General features: G+C 57.2%; 16 protein-coding genes and 1 tRNA gene. 12 read left to right on the top strand and 5 right to left on the bottom strand.

All coding sequences use genetic code 11. The features are described from left to right. Positions 1 to 66 precede the first annotated feature (66 nt). On the bottom strand, positions 67 to 2,007 hold the full coding sequence (locus ACID345_RS09915) for a S9 family peptidase (RefSeq protein WP_011522732.1): 1,941 nt from the start codon (positions 2,005 to 2,007) through the stop codon (positions 67 to 69). A 286-nt stretch (positions 2,008 to 2,293) separates the two neighbouring features. On the opposite strand from ACID345_RS09915, the gene ACID345_RS09910 reads away from it, so the two are divergent. The 7 genes from ACID345_RS09910 to ACID345_RS09880 all read left to right on the top strand — a co-directional run bounded on the left by ACID345_RS09910 (position 2,294) and on the right by ACID345_RS09880 (position 8,578). Next, positions 2,294 to 2,806: an aminoacyl-tRNA deacylase gene (locus ACID345_RS09910; RefSeq protein WP_011522731.1), complete on the top strand. Its 513-nt coding sequence runs from the start codon at positions 2,294 to 2,296 to the stop codon at positions 2,804 to 2,806. 43 nt (positions 2,807 to 2,849) lie between these two features. Further along, a complete protein-coding gene (locus tag ACID345_RS09905; RefSeq protein WP_011522730.1) occupies positions 2,850 to 3,122 on the top strand; it encodes a hypothetical protein in 273 nt (90 codons plus the stop codon). 164 nt (positions 3,123 to 3,286) lie between these two features. Continuing rightward, the gene (locus tag ACID345_RS09900; protein ID WP_011522729.1) at positions 3,287 to 5,737 is read left to right on the top strand and encodes a hypothetical protein; all 2,451 of its coding nucleotides are present in this window, start codon (positions 3,287 to 3,289) and stop codon (positions 5,735 to 5,737) included. Positions 5,738 to 5,882: 145 nt separating this feature from the next. Next, positions 5,883 to 6,290 carry a hypothetical protein gene (locus ACID345_RS09895; protein ID WP_011522728.1) on the top strand — a complete coding sequence of 136 codons (408 nt, stop codon included), beginning with the start codon at positions 5,883 to 5,885 and terminating at the stop codon, positions 6,288 to 6,290. Positions 6,291 to 6,456: 166 nt separating this feature from the next. Continuing rightward, positions 6,457 to 6,852: a hypothetical protein gene (locus tag ACID345_RS09890; protein WP_011522727.1), complete on the top strand. Its 396-nt coding sequence runs from the start codon at positions 6,457 to 6,459 to the stop codon at positions 6,850 to 6,852. Positions 6,853 to 7,003: 151 nt separating this feature from the next. Continuing rightward, complete coding sequence (locus tag ACID345_RS09885) at positions 7,004 to 7,534, top strand: hypothetical protein (RefSeq protein ID WP_011522726.1); 531 nt, start codon at positions 7,004 to 7,006, stop codon at positions 7,532 to 7,534. Positions 7,535 to 7,693: 159 nt separating this feature from the next. After that, positions 7,694 to 8,578, top strand: a complete 885-nt coding sequence (locus ACID345_RS09880; RefSeq protein ID WP_011522725.1) for a hypothetical protein — start codon at positions 7,694 to 7,696, stop codon at positions 8,576 to 8,578. Between the two features lie 238 nt (positions 8,579 to 8,816). On the opposite strand, the gene ACID345_RS09875 is transcribed toward ACID345_RS09880, so the two are convergent. Then, a complete protein-coding gene (locus ACID345_RS09875) occupies positions 8,817 to 9,266 on the bottom strand; it encodes a DoxX family protein (RefSeq protein ID WP_011522724.1) in 450 nt (149 codons plus the stop codon). A 334-nt stretch (positions 9,267 to 9,600) separates the two neighbouring features. Here ACID345_RS09875 and ACID345_RS09865 point away from each other — a divergent pair, with 334 nt between their 5' ends. Together ACID345_RS09865 and ACID345_RS27490 are read left to right on the top strand one after the other, a co-directional pair. Further along, positions 9,601 to 10,044 (top strand): hypothetical protein, encoded by a 444-nt coding sequence (locus ACID345_RS09865; RefSeq protein ID WP_148210069.1) that lies wholly within the window; start codon positions 9,601 to 9,603, stop codon positions 10,042 to 10,044. A gap of 115 nt (positions 10,045 to 10,159) precedes the next feature. Next, on the top strand, positions 10,160 to 10,648 hold the full coding sequence (locus tag ACID345_RS27490; protein WP_041855588.1) for a tryptophan-rich sensory protein: 489 nt from the start codon (positions 10,160 to 10,162) through the stop codon (positions 10,646 to 10,648). 620 nt (positions 10,649 to 11,268) lie between these two features. Here the strand turns inward: ACID345_RS27490 and ACID345_RS09855 are convergent. Next, positions 11,269 to 12,300, bottom strand: a complete 1,032-nt coding sequence (locus ACID345_RS09855) for an IS110 family transposase (RefSeq protein WP_011521152.1) — start codon at positions 12,298 to 12,300, stop codon at positions 11,269 to 11,271. 170 nt (positions 12,301 to 12,470) lie between these two features. Here ACID345_RS09855 and ACID345_RS09850 point away from each other — a divergent pair, with 170 nt between their 5' ends. Continuing rightward, positions 12,471 to 13,364, top strand: a complete 894-nt coding sequence (locus ACID345_RS09850; protein ID WP_011522723.1) for a WG repeat-containing protein — start codon at positions 12,471 to 12,473, stop codon at positions 13,362 to 13,364. A gap of 40 nt (positions 13,365 to 13,404) precedes the next feature. Next, complete coding sequence (locus ACID345_RS27485) at positions 13,405 to 13,533, top strand: WG repeat-containing protein (RefSeq protein ID WP_083763709.1); 129 nt, start codon at positions 13,405 to 13,407, stop codon at positions 13,531 to 13,533. A 182-nt stretch (positions 13,534 to 13,715) separates the two neighbouring features. Here ACID345_RS27485 and ACID345_RS09845 read toward each other — a convergent pair. Beyond that, positions 13,716 to 13,790 (bottom strand) — tRNA-Asn (locus ACID345_RS09845). A 115-nt stretch (positions 13,791 to 13,905) separates the two neighbouring features. Beyond that, positions 13,906 to 14,760, bottom strand: coding sequence for a PGN_0703 family putative restriction endonuclease (locus ACID345_RS09840; protein WP_011522722.1), 855 nt, complete (start codon positions 14,758 to 14,760; stop codon positions 13,906 to 13,908). 406 nt (positions 14,761 to 15,166) lie between these two features. Here ACID345_RS09840 and ACID345_RS09835 point away from each other — a divergent pair, with 406 nt between their 5' ends. After that, positions 15,167 to 17,668, top strand: coding sequence for a sodium-translocating pyrophosphatase (locus ACID345_RS09835; protein ID WP_011522721.1), 2,502 nt, complete (start codon positions 15,167 to 15,169; stop codon positions 17,666 to 17,668). The last annotated feature ends 57 nt before the right edge of the window (positions 17,669 to 17,725 follow it).

Here is a 17,725-nt window from a genome sequence, read left to right as displayed (position 1 = left end):
GCACTGCGAGCAACAGGCGATTTCCTTGATAAAAGGATACGCCTGTCGCAAACGCAGTGGCGTCGGTTACTGCTTGATGCTGGCCAGCAGCTTGCTTTCTGCCTCGCTTGGCGGCTCGGCACGGCCTCCGAGGTATTTGGCGAGGAACTCCTCTGACGCCGCATTGAAGGCCATGTTGTTGGTTGGTTTGGCGAAGCCGTGGCCTTCGTCGGGGAAGATGTAGTATTCCACCGGCTTATTGTTCTTGCGCATAGCGGCCACGATCTGATTGCTCTCCGCCACGTTTACGCGGGGATCATTTTTGCCCTGCCCGATCAGCAGCGGCACCTTGATCTGGTCGGCTTTGAAGAGCGGCGACTGCGAAGTGAGCACCGCTTCCGAATCTCCCATGCGTTTGTGGAAGGTGGACAATATCGTGGACCAATAAGGCGGAATCGTCTTCAATAGCGTGTTCAGGTTCGACGGACCAACGATGTCCACGCCGCAGGCGAATGCATCGGGCGCAAAGGTCACGCCGGCCAGAGTTGCATAGCCGCCGTAGCTGCCGCCCATAATGCAAACTTTCGCAGGATCGGCGATGCCCTGCTTCACAACCCAGTCTTTGCCGTCGAGGAGATCGGTATGCATCGATCCTGCCCATTGACGATCTCCAGCATTGACATACTTCTTGCCATAGCCGGTTGAACCGCGGAAATTCACTTGTAGCACTGCATATCCACGATTGGCGAGCCACTGCGCGTAGCGGTTGTACCCCCACTCGTCGCGGCCCCACGGGCCACCGTGAACGAAGACGACCATCGGCAGGTTCTTTGCTTCCATGCCGGCCGGCGTGCTCAAGTAGCCATAGAGTTTCATGCCGTCGCGCGCGGTGTACTCGATCGGCTGCATCTTCGAGAGCTTGTACTTCTCCAGTTGCGGACGGTTGCTGAAGAGCAGCGTAGCTTTCTGCGTCGGGCGATCGTAGAGGTACCAGTACTCAGGAGCGTCGTCGCTGATGTAGCCGACGATCCAGCGATTGTCGTCGAGGCTTTGCGAAAGGCTGTCGATCTCGCCATCATGCACCTTGGAAAGCACGGCGAAGTCGCTCTTTACCTTGGGATCTACAAAGATGTAATCGGTTTTGTCTTTGGCATAGCTGATGGCTTCGAGTGCATTCGTCTTAGGATTGTTGATCGTCGCCCGAACGTCGAACTGCGGATCTTCCGAAACCACCTTCTGCTTGCCACTGGCGATGTCGATCTCCAGCAAACGCGCGGCGTTTGCATCGAGGCTGGTCATCACCCACAGCGAACGATTGTCGGGCGTGAACCCACCGACGCCGCCGAAGGTCTCATCGGGTCCCCATTTCATCAGGTCGCGCCATGGCGACTTGACGTCGTTACGCACGCGGATGATGGTCCCGCCGTCGTCGGTTGATACCTGCGCAGCGCGAACTTCGAGAGAGTTGTCGGCCTGCCAGCTCGCCACATCGCCAGGGTTCTGCGTGTCGAGCGTCACCTTGCCGGTCTTAAGATCAACGCGGTGCACGTCGAAGACCTTCGGGTCGCGTTGGTTCATCTGGACGAGGATCGCGTCGGGCGTTTTCCAGGAATAGGCGACGATATCCACGCGAACTTTGTCGAACGGAGTGAGATCTTTCGTCTGCTTGGTGGCGATATCAGTTTGATAGAGGCGCCAGTTCTCGTCGCCTCCCGCGTCCTGAAGATAGAGAAGGTGTTGGTCATCGTATTGCCAAATGAAATTTCGGATGCCGCGATTGGTGTCGCTGGTCACGGCACGATCGTCAGTCTTGCCGAGCGTACGCACCCACACATTCAGTACGCCATTCACCGGCGCGAGATACGCAAGCTGTTTCCCGTCCGGCGAGATTTGCGGATCGGCCCGTTCTGGGTTGCCGAACAACACCGAGCGCGGAATCAACTCGGTCGTGAACTTCTCTTCCCCGAACGCAGGCAAAACAAACAGAGTGCACAGGGCGAGTATTGCAATGCGACGTAGTGAGAACATGATCGCCTCCCGAATTGGTTGGTGTAGACACGATCCTGAAGCAGTCGGGGAGCTAGTGTAGCGCTTTGCTTCGTGTCGAAACGAAAACCAGACGAACTTTCCGCATCTTCCTCACAAGTGGCGCCTTCCCAATCCGGTACCTACTCTCGAATCTCTTCGGCCATCTTCAGCGCGCAGCCTCATATTCATCTCAGTCGATCCACGCCGAGGCCCTCCTCCGTGCGGAGCGACCGATCTTTTCACGTCGTTCTCACGCAGGGTCCAGCCAACCTCTCAAGGAGGCTGTATGCCAGTCCAACGCTTGAAAGCTTTCCTCGACAAAAACGACATTCGCTATGTCCTCATCAGCCACTCGCGCGCCTTCACCGCTGCGGCGACGGCTGCCATCACGCATATTCCTGGAAAGGAGATCGCCAAGACCGTCATGGTGAAAGTGGACGGCCAGCTTGCAATGGCCGTGGTGCCTGCATCGAGGCACCTGGATTTGAAAGCAATGGAGGATGAACTTGGTACCTACGAAATCCGCCTGGTGACCGAAGTAGAGTTCCAGAACGTGTTCCCCGACTGTGAGCTCGGCGCCATGCCACCCTTCGGAACGCTTTACGGACTCAACGTCTACGTCGACAGCAAACTTGAGGAGGATCCTGAAATCGCCTTCAACGCCGGTTCCCATCGGGAACTGATGCGCATGCAATACGCGGATTGGGAACGGCTCGAGCATCCGCGGGTGCTGCGCATCGCGACTCGCTCCAAGCATGAGCGCCTCGAGGAGGAGCGCCTGACTGCATCGCGGCTCTGACTCTCATCGGACTGCTCTACCAAATCTCAGCCAAGGAGTTCTTATGTTGGAATCCGTTCTCGATAAAACCAGTGAGCACGTTGCGGGTACGGCAAAGCGTGCCTCAAAAGCCGCAGTGGCGATGACCGAGGCTTTCGAAGATGGCATTGGCGTGGCCAAGCGCGCCATCAAACACGGCTGTGATGCCACGGAAGAATTCATGGAAGACACGCAGCAGCGTATCAAGCGTCATCCCGTCGAATCTTTGGTCGCAGCATTTGCAGTGGGAACCGTGGCGGGGATGATCATCGGCTGGATCGGCGGCCGACGGAAATAGTTGCTTCCAACGGAGTGGGCGGCCCCGGCCGGTCGCTCATTCTTCTTAACCCTTCGCATCAACGTGCCGTTAATCTTACGGATTCGTCGGCCCGCGATCCTCTTGTGGCCGTTACAATAAAGCAACGGTCCTCCATGGCCGTGTTGGGCAGGATGTTTTCGTTGATGGACTTTTTTCGCTCGACGGCTCGAACTCTTCTCTGCTTTTTCGCCATCTTTGCTGCGAACAATCTCTGCTGGGCAGATGCTGCCGCCTTCGACCTCACTGGACCGAAAGTTGACGTCCATGTGGAGCGCGCCGGCAAAACGCTGCCGATCTCCGAAGTGCCGAACCTCCAGCCCGGCGATCGCCTATGGGTGCATCCCGACCTCCCCGACAGCCAATCGGTCCATTACCTGATGATCGTGGTGTTCCTTCGCGGCTCCACGAACCCACCGCCGGAATCGTGGTTCACGCGCGTCGAAACCTGGGACAAGCACGTGCACGACGAAGGCTTGTTCATTACCGTGCCGGCGGAAGCCCAGCAGGCGCTGATCTTCCTTGCCCCTGACACCGGCGGCGGCTTCAGCACCCTGCGTCGCGCCGTCCGCGGACGCCCCGGCGCATTCGTTCGCGCCTCGCAAGATTTGTGGCAGGCTTCGCTGGACCGCGCGCGGCTCGACAAATACCTGGCCGACATCAAAGACATTCCTACCGCCGACCACGACCAGTTCAAGGAACGCACCCAACTCCTGGCGCGCAGCTTGAACATGAAGGTGGACAACCAGTGCTTCGATAAGCCGACGGCGCAGCAGGTGCCGTGTCTCACCCAAGGTACGGAACAGTTGGTCCTCGACGATGCCCACACGGAGAGCATGGTGAGCACAATCACCTCTGGGCCTACGGGCGATCTGATGTCGCAGATCGGCTACACGCCGCAGGCGCGCTTTGGCTACTACAGCCCTTACATCGGGGCAGTCATGGACGTGGCCCGCATCCTGGCTAACGCTCATACCGCGCAATTTCAGTACATCCCTGCCCTTGCAGTGCCAAAGCAGGATACCTTAAACCTTCGCTTGAATAATCCGCCGTCCTTCCGAAACCCCAAGTCTGTCATCGTCGTGGGTCTACCGCCGATCATCAATGCGGTTCCGCCGCCGCTCCACCTGGTGGACCAAAAGGCGATCTTCTGCATCGCGGAGCCACATCTGGTGCTGCCGGTTGACGGCGCACCCCTGATCTTCGCCACCGATCTGGCACACGACCTCACGTTGCGAGTGGAGAATTCCAACGACGAAGAGATTGACCTCCATGCTCATCCCGACGCCACGCGCGGCGGTCTCGTGGTAGATACGTCTGAACTCAAGCCCGCCAGTTATGACGAAGAATTTTCCGGCACGTTGCGCGGGACGTGGGGATTCCAGAACTTTGAAGGCCCGCACTTCTCCTTCCGCAGCCCGCGCTCCTCGAAGCTGGTGGTTGCATCGAAGGATGCCAGTGCGTTGATCGTCGGCCGCGAAGACACGCTGCATCTCTCACTCGATGACGCGGCCTGCGTGAAGGAAGTCACCGTCCACGACGAGAAAGGCGCCAAGCTCACGGCGACTTGGAAGCGTTCCAAGCCGGATGAACTTGAGCTGCACGTTCCGTTGAAAGGCGAAAGCGAAGGCCGGCTGGAGATTGCCGTGGTGAAGCACGGCGTCCGCGAACCCGATACCATCGCGCTCCACACGTATTCCGAAGCCGGACGCCTCGATGTGTTTAACATCCACGCCGGCGATACCGAAGGCATTCTCAAGGGCACCCGCCTCGACCAGGTCGCCCGCCTGGAGCTCGAAGGTGTGAAGTTCACTCCGAAGGGCCTCTCGCGAGCCAATCAGCAGGATGAACTGAAGCTCGCCGCCGCGGAGAATTCGCAGCTCAGCACCAAGCCCGACGAGGCGCTCACCGCGCACGCTGCTCTCACCGACGGCCGCACCCTCGATGTGAAAGTCCGCGTGGATTCGCCGCGTCCGCAGGTCACGCTCGCGAACAAAACGGTGCAGCCGGAAGCTGACGCCGCGCCTTCGAACATCCGCTTTGGCAATCCTGAAGACCTTCCGCAAGATGCCGAGTTGAGCTTCGTTCTGAAAGCGAAGATGCCAAACACTTTTGCCGCCGACGAAAAGATTGAAGTCGCGACGGCTGACGACGCCTTCCGCGTCGTTCTTACGGCGCAGGATGGCAATCTAACCATGCAGGATGCCAAAACGCTGGTTGCGGTGCTAAATCCGATGCGCCATCTCGGGCCTTCGGCCTTCGGCCCCTTAAAGTTCCGCCCGGTGACGGCTGCGGGGGTCGCCGGAGATTGGCAGCCGTTGGTCTCGCTGGTCCGCGTACCGCAGCTCAAGGGCATCCACTGCTCGGGCGCGCCGGAAAAGCAGTGCTCCCTGCTCGGTGAAAAGCTCTACCTGATTGACTCGGTGAGCGCCGACCAGGACTTCACCAACTCCGTCGAAGTCCCCGACGGGTTTCTGGCCAATGCCCTGCCGATCCCGCGTCCGAAAAACAAGACTTTGTACGTGAAACTCCGCGACAATCCCGACGACGTCACCACCATCGCGCTCCCCATGCTGGTTACTACCGATACACGCTAACGGTTTTATAAACCCTGCTGTCATCTCTTGCGCTTCGCGGTACAATCTGACCACTCAAGAGTTACCCCCGGAAGCAGGACTCTCCCCGAGCGTCCGCCTGCCATGGGTTATGCAGTTCGCTTCTTCATGTCCCGGAGAGCACGGTATGGTATTGAAAAAAGGGCCCCAGCATCCCAAAAGGGCTTCCCGCTACAAACTGTCCGCTAACGAAAAAGTCCTCTTATCCATCGAAGGTGAACGTATCGCCGGAAATCTTGCGGTTTTATCCGCGACTGGCGGCACCATGCGGCTCGGCAAGCGCTATACCCACGGTACGCTGGCCGAAATGAAGATGACCGCGGTGTCCGGCACCATCAGCACGGTGATCGAGATGTTGACGATTCGCAACGGCGTGCAAGCTTTCCGGTTCGTCCATTTTGATCGCGAGAACCAGAAGCGCATGGACGATACGTTGAAACAGCTTCGCGCTCAGGGCCTTGGTGATGATAGCGACGCTCTTGAATCGGTTATTCGCTTCGCCCGCCGATTGATTCCTGGCGCGGCCAAAGGCTAGCCGCCAGAGCTCCAAAAAACTGAATTCCCATCGCGGCCGGAAGCTTTCCTTCCGGCTCGATTTCTTTGTGACGAACTCCCCAAAAGCGCTAGCCAAGTGTCCACCCAGCCGCTATCCTCTTGCCACTCATTCCTGATCCAGTTGGCTGGCAAGTGGAGGCATTCGCATGCTGAAATCCATCGCGGTTGTGGTTGGCAGCTATATCCTCTCGATGGCCCTCGTGTTCGCGAGCGATCCATTACTCAGTTTGATTTTCCCCGGCGACTTCGTGAGAGGTCACATCCCCTCAACAAACCCGTTGGTGGCGAGCACCGCCTGCTTCACCATCGCTTCAATTCTTAGCGCCTGGGTTTGCGCCCGCTTCGCTCCCGGCAGTCCCGGAAAACACGTGTTTTGGTTCTTCATCCTCGGCGAAGTGATGGGACTTGGTTTCACCATCAGCGGATGGAATTCCGGCTGGCCACATTGGTATTCCCTCTCGTGGATGGCGATCTGGCCGATTAGCTGCTGGATCGGCTTGATGATCGGCGGAAAACGCGAAGCAAGAACTGCCGTCGCTTAGCCTTTGCTTCTACCGGCACCAACACCCGGCATCGTTTACGAATGGATCTCGGCCGCTGCTATGCAAGCTGGCGGCGCAGGAAGAATAGTCGCCGGAAGTCGTCAGGCGAGGTCGGAAAACCTGCTACCCTAGCGCGCCAGGAGATTCCCCCATGAAGAGAGTTGTCACTGCGTTCTCGTTTGCCGCCGCCACCCTTCTCCTTTCCAGCGTGTTGACATTTGCTCAAGCACCGCAGCCTTCTTCGCAAAGCGGCGCTAATACCCAGCCGGATTCGATCAACGACAAAGACATCGAGATGCTTCGCGCTAACCTGCGTGAGAACCGCAAGGAACTCATGGCGCAGAACATGACCCTCACCGCCGACGAAGCCACCAAGTTCTGGCCTATCTTCGATCAGTACCGGAAAGAGGCGATCAAGCCCAACGACGAACGCTGGGCGCTGATCAAGGAATACGCCGCGAATTACGACACCATGACCGAGGCCCAGGCGCAGGATTACATGAAGCGCTCCACGGCCGTCGACCAGGAACTGCACGCCCTGCGCCTCAAGTATGTTCCCGCGTTTGAAAAAGTCATCTCCCCAAAGAAGACGGCCTTATGGTTCCAGATCGATCGCCACATTGACCTGATGATCAATCTGCAATTGTCGTCGCTGATTCCGCTGGTGAACGCGAGTGAGTAGCGCACGGTCACCGCAGCGCCAACTTGCCGAAGTAGCTCGCGCCTTCTCACAAGTAATCCGCTCGGACAACAAAGCTGCTGGCCAGACAACCTGCGGAACTCCCCAGAGTTCTAATCGCGGCAACTCGCCATGTCCGTCCCGGTGGCTCCGGAGAATCGCATGCGCCGCTCATTCCTTTTCGTAAGCCTCGCTCTTTCCTTGTTCCTCGGCTCGTTCGGCTTCGCGCAAACTTGTGTACGCACCGATATCCTGGTGCAAGGAGGAACGATTTATACCGGAAGCATCAACCGTTACGGAACCGTAGTCGGCTACTTCCACCATTCCGATCCAAATGTTCCCCAGATCGTCGGGTTTCGCTGGAATAACGGAGTGTTCACTACCTACCAATACCCCGGAGCGACAGAGACGCAGTTCGCAGCCAGCAATGACAAGGGCCAGATCGCCGGCACGTATGGCGTGCTGGTGGGGGACGTACCCTATCCCTATTCTCACGGCTTCCTGTATGAGAACGGGACGTTCACCCAAGTAGATTACCCAGGTGCAGCATCGACATTTCTGACAGGTATCAACAATGCGGGCGACCTGGTGGGCTACTTCGAACTCATTCCTACCGGCTTAAACCATGCATTCGTAAAGCACGGCTCAACGTGGACGGAGATTGCGCCACCGAATAGCATGAACGCGAGTGCGACGGGGATCAGCAATACCGGCGAGGTGATTGGCGAGTACGGCACCGCCACGGATGCCTTTGTGTTCCGTTACAAAAATGGCCAGCTCACAAACTTTGGGCCGAAACCTGGCTCAACCGCGATGTGGGCATCTGCTATCAACAAGTACGAGTCCATCGTTGGCTACTTCGAGAACGGCAATGACTTCTACGCCTATACGTACAAGAATGGGATCTATTACACGTACGCCTATCCTGCCCCGAAGGGCGCGTTGCTGTACACGGTGTACACCGGCATCAACGACCTTGGCGACCGCGTGGGGTACGCTTATTACTATTCCGGCGCGACACAAGGGTTTGTCATGAAGTGCCGGTAACGTGTAAGGCGAAATTAGCGTTTCGGGGGCAGGCCTGAACGCCGCACGCAAGCTGGTCGGCCATGTCATGCCGCACGGCATTGACTCCGTATAAGTGGTGACAGTCGCCTTTTGCCGAGTAACCCGCTGCGGGAAAAATAGATTGTGGTAAAGGCTGGTCGAAGCGTGACCGCACTTGCGAATGAAAAGCCCATCCTTACGATGAGCCTGTTGACGGCAAGTTAAATGCCAGCCAGTTTCACACACGGTCGCGTGTGATCCACCGGTCGATCGAGAACGCGCCGGAACCGCGGACCAGGATCGCCAGCGCGATCACGATGGCCAGTAGGTGAAATTCGAATCCCTCGCCTTTCTGATTTCCGGCCCAGTTCATGAAGAACCCGTTCGGTGCATGAGCTTTCAAAACGGCTACTACCATGTTCACAAGTATGCCCAACGCGGCGACGCGTCCGAGCAACCCGACGATTAAGCCCAAGCTGCCGGCGAATTCCGCCACCATGGAAAGGATACCCAGCGGCGCTGGAATATGCAGCGTGCCCGTAAAGAATTGCATGGTGCCGGAATATCCATAACCGCCGAACCAGCCCAGCACTTTTTGAGCGCCGTGCGCGAACATCACGATGCCGAGGACGAGCCGAAGGGCTGTGAGTACGGAATCGTCGGAAGTAGCAAGTAATTTGCGGATCATTCGTATTCTCCAGTCTGCTACGAGGCTGAGGCAGGTGGCCAAATGGGATGGAATGTCGTAATCACGATACCCGCGCCGGTTGAAAACGTCATCAAGATAAAGGCCAAGTTGGCGGTTCCGCTTTGGAAGTAAGCGTAAGCGTCCGCTTTCCGCGAGATTATGATGATCCCCTGTTCAGCGGTTGTGAAATCTCCTTCCCGCAAGTAATCGTCCGGTGCCAAAATAGTTGGTGGTATGGGCTGTTACGCCAACACTCTCAGGGTAGAGTGCGATGAGCGGGAGGGAACAATCCCGTATGAACAGATGGGTATGGCCAATCCGAATTGTTGGATGCGTGACCGCTCTACTTGTGCTGTGGAGCTTCTGGATGTTGGGTCACGATGAACTGCCCCTGTTGCGCCGTCCGTTGTCGTTGCCGGAGGCGCCCTACATGTACCAGGTCCTGATTGGAATGAACGTGGTCAACCTCATATTGCTGGTTGCAATGTCCGTTGCCTGCTTCGCGCTGATCACGTCGAAGCCTTATGGAGTGTCGTTGTTCACTACAGTGTTTGTCGGCTTTTTCTGTTACCTCGTTTTGCTGGCATTGGTTCCTGGACGCAGCCCCTTCGCCTCGAGTTTTGCAGCAGCTTATGGCGTCGGCAATCTCCCTCTGTCTCCGCTGCTGCTGTGGCCAGTCCCGTTTTTGTTATGGCGTGGTGTCCGTCTTGTTGGTTCAGCTTTCTCGGAGCAAGCTCCTTCGAGGATGACCATTAGTAAATCGCCTTCTCACAAGTAACCCCAATGTGGCCCAATTAGTTGTGGTAAGGCCTGTTCTCGCTAACAATCGGGACGGTGACTGTCTTCGAGTTCTTTTCCAGCCTTGTGCATAGAGATGATAGTCTCCAACTGCTTTGTTCACCACCCTACCAGCGCAGCAGCCGTTTTTGTGGGCACTCATTACGTGTCTCATCGCCGCGATTGCTGAAGGGCTGGCATCGGGTACCCGGGTCAGGGCTGTCCTCGCAGAGCTAAGAATGCCCGGACTAGCTCCACCATTTTGGGTCTGGACACTCATCGGTGTCGCCTATTACGTGCTCTTCTTTTTTCTTATTAGCTCGCTGCTGAGCACTCAGCCCACAATCCCTTTGACGGAAATCGGGGTCGCCCTAACGGCCATACTCATGGTCTTGAATGCAGGGTGGAACTGGGTTTTCTTCCGGAGGAAGAGCCTTCGATTAAGTTTTCTGCTCTTCATGCCGTATCTAGCCTGTGCGTTACTGCTCGCGCTAGTGCTTCACCGTCTCGGCAATCCTTTCTTCGTTTGGTATCTACTCTATCTGTTCTACCTTTTGTGGGCGACTTGGTGGGGCTGTCGTGTTTGGCGCCTAAATCCCAACTGATTTGGGGAGGGCCGGAACCAGTTTTCGTCTCGAACCAGGCGATAGTTGGCGAGAAATCCCCTTATCACAAGTGAAAAATATGGAATTCGTCATCTGTCGGCTGTGGCCTAAGGGTGAACGACATGGCCACCGCTATCGACCGTACTTTGGCAAGTGCAGCAGGTGCGGAATTGACATCGCCCTGAACGATGAAGCGAAGCGGATGAAGGATGAGACTCCGACGCTTCGCGTTCTCTGTCCTCAGTGCTCCGAGTCGGAACAGGTGGAGTCAGACAGGCTCCTGAACGATAGCTGTTGAGAATGTATGGTCCGCCGCCGGACTGCAAGAGGTAGAGTGATGGACGGAATGACAGTCTGCGCAAATGTATCCGGCCTCAATGTGGAGATTCGATTCTCCGGGCCTCGATGATGATCCGCGCGCGCCGGTCCTGATAAATCGCTCGGTCAGTGAGACCGTTATCAACAACAGGTTTTCCGGCGCGCCGTTTGACTGTTTTCTCGTCCTTCTTCTTCCTCCGCAGACCCTGGTAGAACTGGTTGATCACCAGCCGCCGCAGCGGCGGTGGGAAAGTGGAAAGCGGTGTTTGCTTTCCAAGCGCAGCGTCTTTTCCACGGCCGAACTACGCTGCGGCCGCCAAGGGCTGATGGCGGTAAGGCTCACCCTTCGCGAGTACCGCCCAGGCGATACGCGCCAGCTTGTTGGCGATCGCGACGATCACCTTGTTGCGCGGTGCACGCTCGGCCAGCTTGTGGATCCACTGCCCCAACCCTGCGGTGTCGTACTTCACCCGGATCAGGACAGCACGCGCGCCATGGATCAGCAGCTGTCGTAGATAACGGTTGCCGCGTTTGCTCATGCCGTAGAGCGCCGTCTTGCCACCCGTGGAGTACTGTCGGGGAACAACACCGAGCCACGCCGCGAAGTCGCGACCCTTGCGGAACGACGACCCGTTGCCGATAGCGGCCACGGTTGCTGTCGAAACCAGCGGCCCGAAGCCTGGGATCTGGCGCAGACGCTGGCAGAGTGGATCGCTGGTGCTGATCCGCTCGATGGCGTCGCTGATAGCGATGATCCTAGCTTCCAACTCCTTCCACTCCTCCGCAAGTTCAGAGAGCAGCCAGCGCAGCCTCGGCGTCAGGTTCTGGGTCGCGTCTTCCAGTACACCCGGAAGTTGCTTGCGCAGGTGAATCGGCTTCGCGGGAAAGATGATGCCGCGCTCCAGCAGGAACCCGCGGATCTCGTTGATCAGTGCCGTGCGCCGCTGCACCAGGCGAGTGCGCACGCGGTGCATAGCCTGCAGATCGAGTTGCTCGTCGGTCTTGACTGGCACGAAGCGCATGTTCTCCTTCTGCACCGCGTCGGCGATCGTCTCGGCATCGAGAAAGTCACTCTTGTTCGACTTACGGTAAGGCTTCACGAACTGGGCTGCCATGAGGCGCACGTCGTGTCCCTGCGCACATAGGGCTGTCGCGAGAAAATGGGCGCCGGCACAGGCTTCGGTGCCGATCAAAGTGGGCTCGAGGTTGGCCGTGTAAGCCAACAGCTGTTGACGCGAGAACTTCCGCCGCACCAGCACGCGGTTGCGCTCTCCCATCGCCACCAGGTGAAACACGGTTTTACCGAGATCGATACCGACCGCTACGATACGCATGAGATGATCCTCCTGTTGGAATCTGCCGAGCCGAAAGATCGTACTCGGCGGCGGACCATCTCATTAATCGCCTTCTCACAAGTAATCCGATGTGGCACGATTACTAGTGGTAAGCCCTGTTATCAACAGTAATCTGGAACCACGGCGCCATCTGTGGTGTCATCTACATTGTGAACGGGGCTAAACCGTCGTTTCTCATCATTACCGCAATCTCGGCATTTACGGTAAATGCACAGCAGCCAACTTCCAGCGACCAGCCGCGAGCAATGGTCTGCATTCAAGAAAAGTGCAGCTTTGTAGACACTGCGGGTAATCGCGTCTACGCTCTCGATTTCGAACGTGCACGTGGGTTCTCCGAAGGCATGGCAGCAGTACAACTCAATGGGCATTGGGGTTTCATCGACAAAACCGGAGCGCCGAAGATTGCGCCGCGCTTTGACAGCGTTGGGAATTTCTCGGAAGGACTTGCCACCGTGATGGTCGCAAAACGGTATGGCTTCGTGGATCCCTCAGGAAGAGTAGTGATTGAGCCGCAGTTCCGGGATGCTGGTGCATTTTCCGAAGGACTCTCGCCGGTAAGAATCGGGGAAATGTACGGTTACATTGATACGAGTGGCACGGTGCGTATTGCGCTGAAATTTGACACTGCGACACTGTTTGAAGAAGGGTTCGCTGCAGTATCTCATAATGGCAAAACGCAGTACATCGACACCGCCGGAAATCCTCTCCGCACTGTTGAACTCGGCAACGGGGCGGGACGTTTTTCTGACGGCCTTGCGTCGGTGCATATTGGTGACAAATGGGGCTACATCGATGCGAGCGGCAATCTCGCTATAAAAGCGGAATTTGATGGCGCTGTGGACTTTTCGGAGGGAGTTGCTGTTGTTGGGCGGGATCAGCACTATTGGATCATTGATCGCAGCGGCAAAGCGGTGACTCGTTCAAGATACTTGAACTCGATTGGGTGCCAGGGATTCAAGTTCTCCGAAGGACTTCTAAGTGGTGCAGCTCGGCAACGAGTGCGCGTACATAGACCGCTCCGACAAAGTCGCTATTCAAGTTGATGTCCCGCCTCTTTCTTCGGTAGCTCCATTTTCGCAGGGGATGGCAATACTTCAATTGGGAGGCGGAAATTGCGGATATATCAATCGGAGCGGCAAAATCGTAATCACTCCCCGCTTCGACTACTGCACAGATTTCGTAATGCCAGAAGCACGTAATACCGCGTTCTGACAGGCTCTCAGCCATTCCGAAATGCAACCGATTCGATTACTAGCGATAAATCCCCTTACCGCTAGTAATCCGCCTCACGCGCTGCAATACCGAGCGACGCGCTTAAAATACCCAACATGAATTCCAACGCAACGCTAACCGCTCAGCAGCGGCAAATTTTCCAGTAAGTTGCAGAAAAGAAATGGCTCCTCAGGTAGGACTCGAACCTACAACCCTCCGGTTAACAGCCGGATGCTCTGCCATTGAGCTACTGAGGAACTTGGCGTGCCCACCAGGACGGTGCGCGTCTGAATTGTAACGAGTTTTATTGTAAGCGACGGCGCGCAAACTCGTCAAAGACTCTCGCTGCATTTCCCGGCGACGAACGTGGGATTACCAGTACCACTCCTCCGCATCCATCGTCGGCTCCGTGCCCGGCGTGAAAATTCCGTACTTCTCTCCCAGCCACTGCTGCAGAATCTCCGGCAGAACCGCGCAGATCTCCTGCCAGGTCAGCATCTGGCAGCGCATGCGAAGGTCATAGCTTCGCACGCTCTGCATCACGGCGAACCAGCGTTCGCGCAGATCGGGACGCCGCGCATCAGCGATCACGCAGAAACGATCGTCGTTCGACGCGGCTGCGAGTACTCCGCGGATCAACTGATAATTCGCGTACCCAGCTTCGCCGCGCGCCAGCGACTTCGCGTCAAAGAGCTCGTCAAAATCGCGGTACCGCTCGACCAGTTCCTCGCGGCAGCACTGGAAATCCGTCTCGGTCAGCTTGGCTTCCACCAGCAGGTCGCCCCAGCGCATATCCACTTCGGTACGATCGCGATGCCCGTTCTGCAGTGGCGCGGCTACTCTCACGCCGAATTCCGGCTCCGCCTCCATATCGACGCTCATCAATCTCCGCAACTTCCCTTCCGCCAGCGTTTCCGGATGGCAGAAGATGTTCATCAGCAGCGCATCGGAGCTGGTGCAGGCATCCAGTTCCTTCCACTTTTCGGTGTTAGGCAGGTTTCGGCGGCCGGTATGCACTTTGGCGAGGCGGCGCCGCCACTCCGGGCGTTTGAGGATCGCGGCGTAGCTCTCAGGGAAAAAATTCCCATGCGATCGCCCATCCGGCGACTCGGAATACACCACGACCTCATCGCGGCCATAGCTTTTGACTCCGACTTCCGCGCCGTTCCGCACCCGTCGCTGGTTTCGGACAATGATCTCGCGCCGCAAGTGACTCGCCGTGGGCATGCAAATTCAGTGTGCTCCGCGTTCCCCTTCCAGCGCAATTGACCACGCTTTGAGCGAAATGTTATAAAGACACGCCTTTGGAGATGCGACGACCCGCATGTTTGCCGGTAATCCATCTCACGACGCGGCCAAGCCTCAAAACACTTCGGTCTTGAAGTGGAAGCGCGTTGCCATCCCGGCGTCCGGATTCATGGCCGCAGGGTTCCCGGGTTCGGGAAAATTCCGATTTTGGTCAGAGCCGAATGAGACACGCGCATCAAAACGTGTGCAACGGGCTGGCCATGGGAGAAAATCGTAGGTGCTGCAAGTTTGGCCCACCTGCGCCCGCCACTTAACACTCGGCGGAGATCCGGTAACGAACTTTTGCGATGGAGGGCCCTTCTTGGCCTTTCCTGGAGGAAACACAATGAGTATGTGGCACGCCTCTGTGCGGCGTTTGTCCAAATCTGTGCTTTTTATAAATCGGTCCTTTATATCCCTGGCCATCTTTTTAGGCGTGCTGGCATTCTCCAGTACTGCTGCCTTCGGGCAGTCCGAAGCCGGCGGCGAAGCAGCGTTGAAGCTTCCCGATCTGTCCTCCGTCAGTTTTATGGGTGTGGACGGCCACAAGCTTCTTCTCATCGGCCTCGTCTTTTGCGCTCTCGGTCTGGCCTTCGGCCTCGCCATTTACATGACGCTCAAGAACCTGCCGGTGCATCGCTCGATGCTCGAAATCTCTGAGCTGATTTACGAGACTTGCAAGACCTATCTAACGACGCAAGGCAAGTTCATCCTCATCCTCTGGGCCTTCATCGCCGTGGTCATCGCCATGTACTTCGGATGGCTGGCGCCCGTTCCTAATAAGCCGATCGCAGTGACCCTTCCCGTCATCCTTGCTTTCAGCCTGGTTGGGATTGCCGGCAGCTATGGCGTGGCGTGGTTCGGCATTCGCGTCAACACTTTTGCGAACTCGCGGACAGCCTTTGCCGGCCTTCGCGGCAAGCCGTACTCGATCTACGAGATCCCGCTGCGCGCGGGTATGAGCATTGGCATGATGCTGATCAGCGTCGAATTGCTGATCATGCTCTGCATCCTTCTCTTCGTCCCCGCCGACTACGCTGGCCCTTGCTTTATCGGCTTCGCGATCGGTGAATCGCTGGGCGCAGCCGCCCTGCGTATCGCCGGCGGCATCTTCACCAAGATCGCCGACATCGGTTCTGACTTAATGAAGATCGTCTTCAAGATTAAGGAAGACGATGCCCGCAACCCCGGCGTTATCGCCGACTGCACCGGCGACAACGCCGGCGACTCGGTTGGCCCATCGGCCGACGGCTTCGAAACTTACGGCGTCACTGGCGTCGCGCTCATCACCTTTATCCTGCTCGGCGTTCACGATCCCAAAGTCCAGGTCCAGCTTCTGGTGTGGATCTTCGTCATGCGCATCATGATGCTCGTCTCCAGCGCCGGCGCGTATTTCCTGAATACGGTCATCGCCAAGGGACGCTTCGGCAACGCCGACGAGATGAACTTCGAGACCCCGCTCACCTCTCTGGTGTGGATCACCTCAATCGTCTCCATCATCCTGACTTACATCGTTAGCAAGATGATGATTCCCGACCTTAGCGGTGACACCACCCTGTGGTGGAAGCTCGCCACGATCATCTCCTGCGGCACGTTGGCAGGCGCGGTCATTCCTGAGTTCGTAAAGGTCTTCACCTCGGTGGACTCCAAGCACGTCCAGGAAGTCGTTACCTCCTCGAAAGAAGGCGGCGCCTCGCTCAACATCCTCTCCGGTCTCGTAGCCGGTAACTTCTCCGCCTACTGGCTCGGCCTCACCATGGTCGTGTTGATGGGTGTCGGTTATTACGTGTCTGCTTGGGGCGCGGCGGAAGGTCACGGCCTCGGGGCGCTCATGCTCGCTCCCGCGGTCTTCGCCTTCGGACTCGTAGCCTTCGGCTTCCTCGGCATGGGTCCTGTCACCATCGCCGTTGATTCCTACGGCCCCGTTACCGACAACGCGCAGTCCGTCTATGAACTCTCGTTGATCGAGAATGTGCCCAACATCGAAGCCGAACTGAAGAAGGATTTCAACATCAACGTTAACTTCGAGCGCGCCAAGCACCTGCTCGAAGCCAACGACGGTGCCGGCAATACCTTCAAAGCCACCGCCAAACCGGTACTGATCGGAACGGCAGTCGTCGGCGCAACCACCATGATCTTCTCCATCATCATGGCGCTCACCAACGGCCTCACCACCGATGTCGGCAAGCTCTCGTTGCTGCACGCTCCGTTTGTTCTCGGCCTCATCACTGGCGGCGCCATGATCTTCTGGTTCGCGGGCGCATCCATCCAGGCCGTGAGCACCGGCGCTTACCGCGCGGTCGAGTTCATCAAGGCCAACATCAAATTGGAAGGCATCGAAAAAGCCTCCGTTGCGGACAGCAAGAAGGTCGTGGCCATCTGCACTCAGTACGCGCAGAAGGGCATGTTCAACATCTTCCTTGCCGTCTTCTTCGGGACGCTTGCTTTCGCCTTCTTCGAGCCGTTCTTCTTTATCGGCTACCTGATCTCCATCGCGATCTTCGGCTTGTATGAAGCCATCTTCATGGCCAATGCCGGCGGTGCGTGGGACAACGCCAAGAAGGTCGTGGAAGTCGAACTCAAAGCCAAGGGCACGCCGCTGCACGATGCCACCGTTGTCGGCGACACCGTCGGCGATCCCTTCAAAGACACCTCTTCGGTCGCGATGAACCCGGTGATCAAGTTCACCACGCTCTTCGGATTGCTCGCCGTCGAACTCGCCGTCTCGCTCGAAAAGAACGGCGGACCGCTCGGACGCATCCTGGCTCTGGCGTTCTTCATCGTCTCGGCGTTCTTCGTATGGCGTTCCTTCTACGGAATGCGCATCGGTTCGCTGAAGAACGAATAACTTTCACTCAGGCAAAAAGAAGCGCCATCCAAAACGGATGGCGCTTTTCATTGGTCG

The organism is Candidatus Koribacter versatilis Ellin345, assembly GCF_000014005.1.
Taxonomy (GTDB): domain Bacteria; phylum Acidobacteriota; class Terriglobia; order Terriglobales; family Acidobacteriaceae; genus Korobacter; species Korobacter versatilis_A.
Note: the sequence above shows the minus strand (reverse complement) of the source record. Positions and strands in the feature narration are given on the sequence as shown.

Coding starts and splice junctions, on each gene's coding strand:
- ACID345_RS09895 (WP_011522728.1), top strand. CDS start 5,883: ATGGTATTGAAAAAAGGGCCCCAGCATCCCAAAAGGGCTTCCCGCTAC.
- ACID345_RS09900 (WP_011522729.1), top strand. CDS start 3,287: ATGGACTTTTTTCGCTCGACGGCTCGAACTCTTCTCTGCTTTTTCGCC.
- ACID345_RS09905 (WP_011522730.1), top strand. CDS start 2,850: ATGTTGGAATCCGTTCTCGATAAAACCAGTGAGCACGTTGCGGGTACG.
- ACID345_RS09835 (WP_011522721.1), top strand. CDS start 15,167: ATGAGTATGTGGCACGCCTCTGTGCGGCGTTTGTCCAAATCTGTGCTT.
- ACID345_RS09855 (WP_011521152.1), bottom strand. CDS start 12,300: ATGCGTATCGTAGCGGTCGGTATCGATCTCGGTAAAACCGTGTTTCAC.
- ACID345_RS09840 (WP_011522722.1), bottom strand. CDS start 14,760: ATGCCCACGGCGAGTCACTTGCGGCGCGAGATCATTGTCCGAAACCAG.
- ACID345_RS09885 (WP_011522726.1), top strand. CDS start 7,004: ATGAAGAGAGTTGTCACTGCGTTCTCGTTTGCCGCCGCCACCCTTCTC.
- ACID345_RS27485 (WP_083763709.1), top strand. CDS start 13,405: ATGGCAATACTTCAATTGGGAGGCGGAAATTGCGGATATATCAATCGG.
- ACID345_RS09910 (WP_011522731.1), top strand. CDS start 2,294: ATGCCAGTCCAACGCTTGAAAGCTTTCCTCGACAAAAACGACATTCGC.
- ACID345_RS09875 (WP_011522724.1), bottom strand. CDS start 9,266: ATGATCCGCAAATTACTTGCTACTTCCGACGATTCCGTACTCACAGCC.
- ACID345_RS09915 (WP_011522732.1), bottom strand. CDS start 2,007: ATGTTCTCACTACGTCGCATTGCAATACTCGCCCTGTGCACTCTGTTT.
- ACID345_RS09880 (WP_011522725.1), top strand. CDS start 7,694: ATGCGCCGCTCATTCCTTTTCGTAAGCCTCGCTCTTTCCTTGTTCCTC.
- ACID345_RS09890 (WP_011522727.1), top strand. CDS start 6,457: ATGCTGAAATCCATCGCGGTTGTGGTTGGCAGCTATATCCTCTCGATG.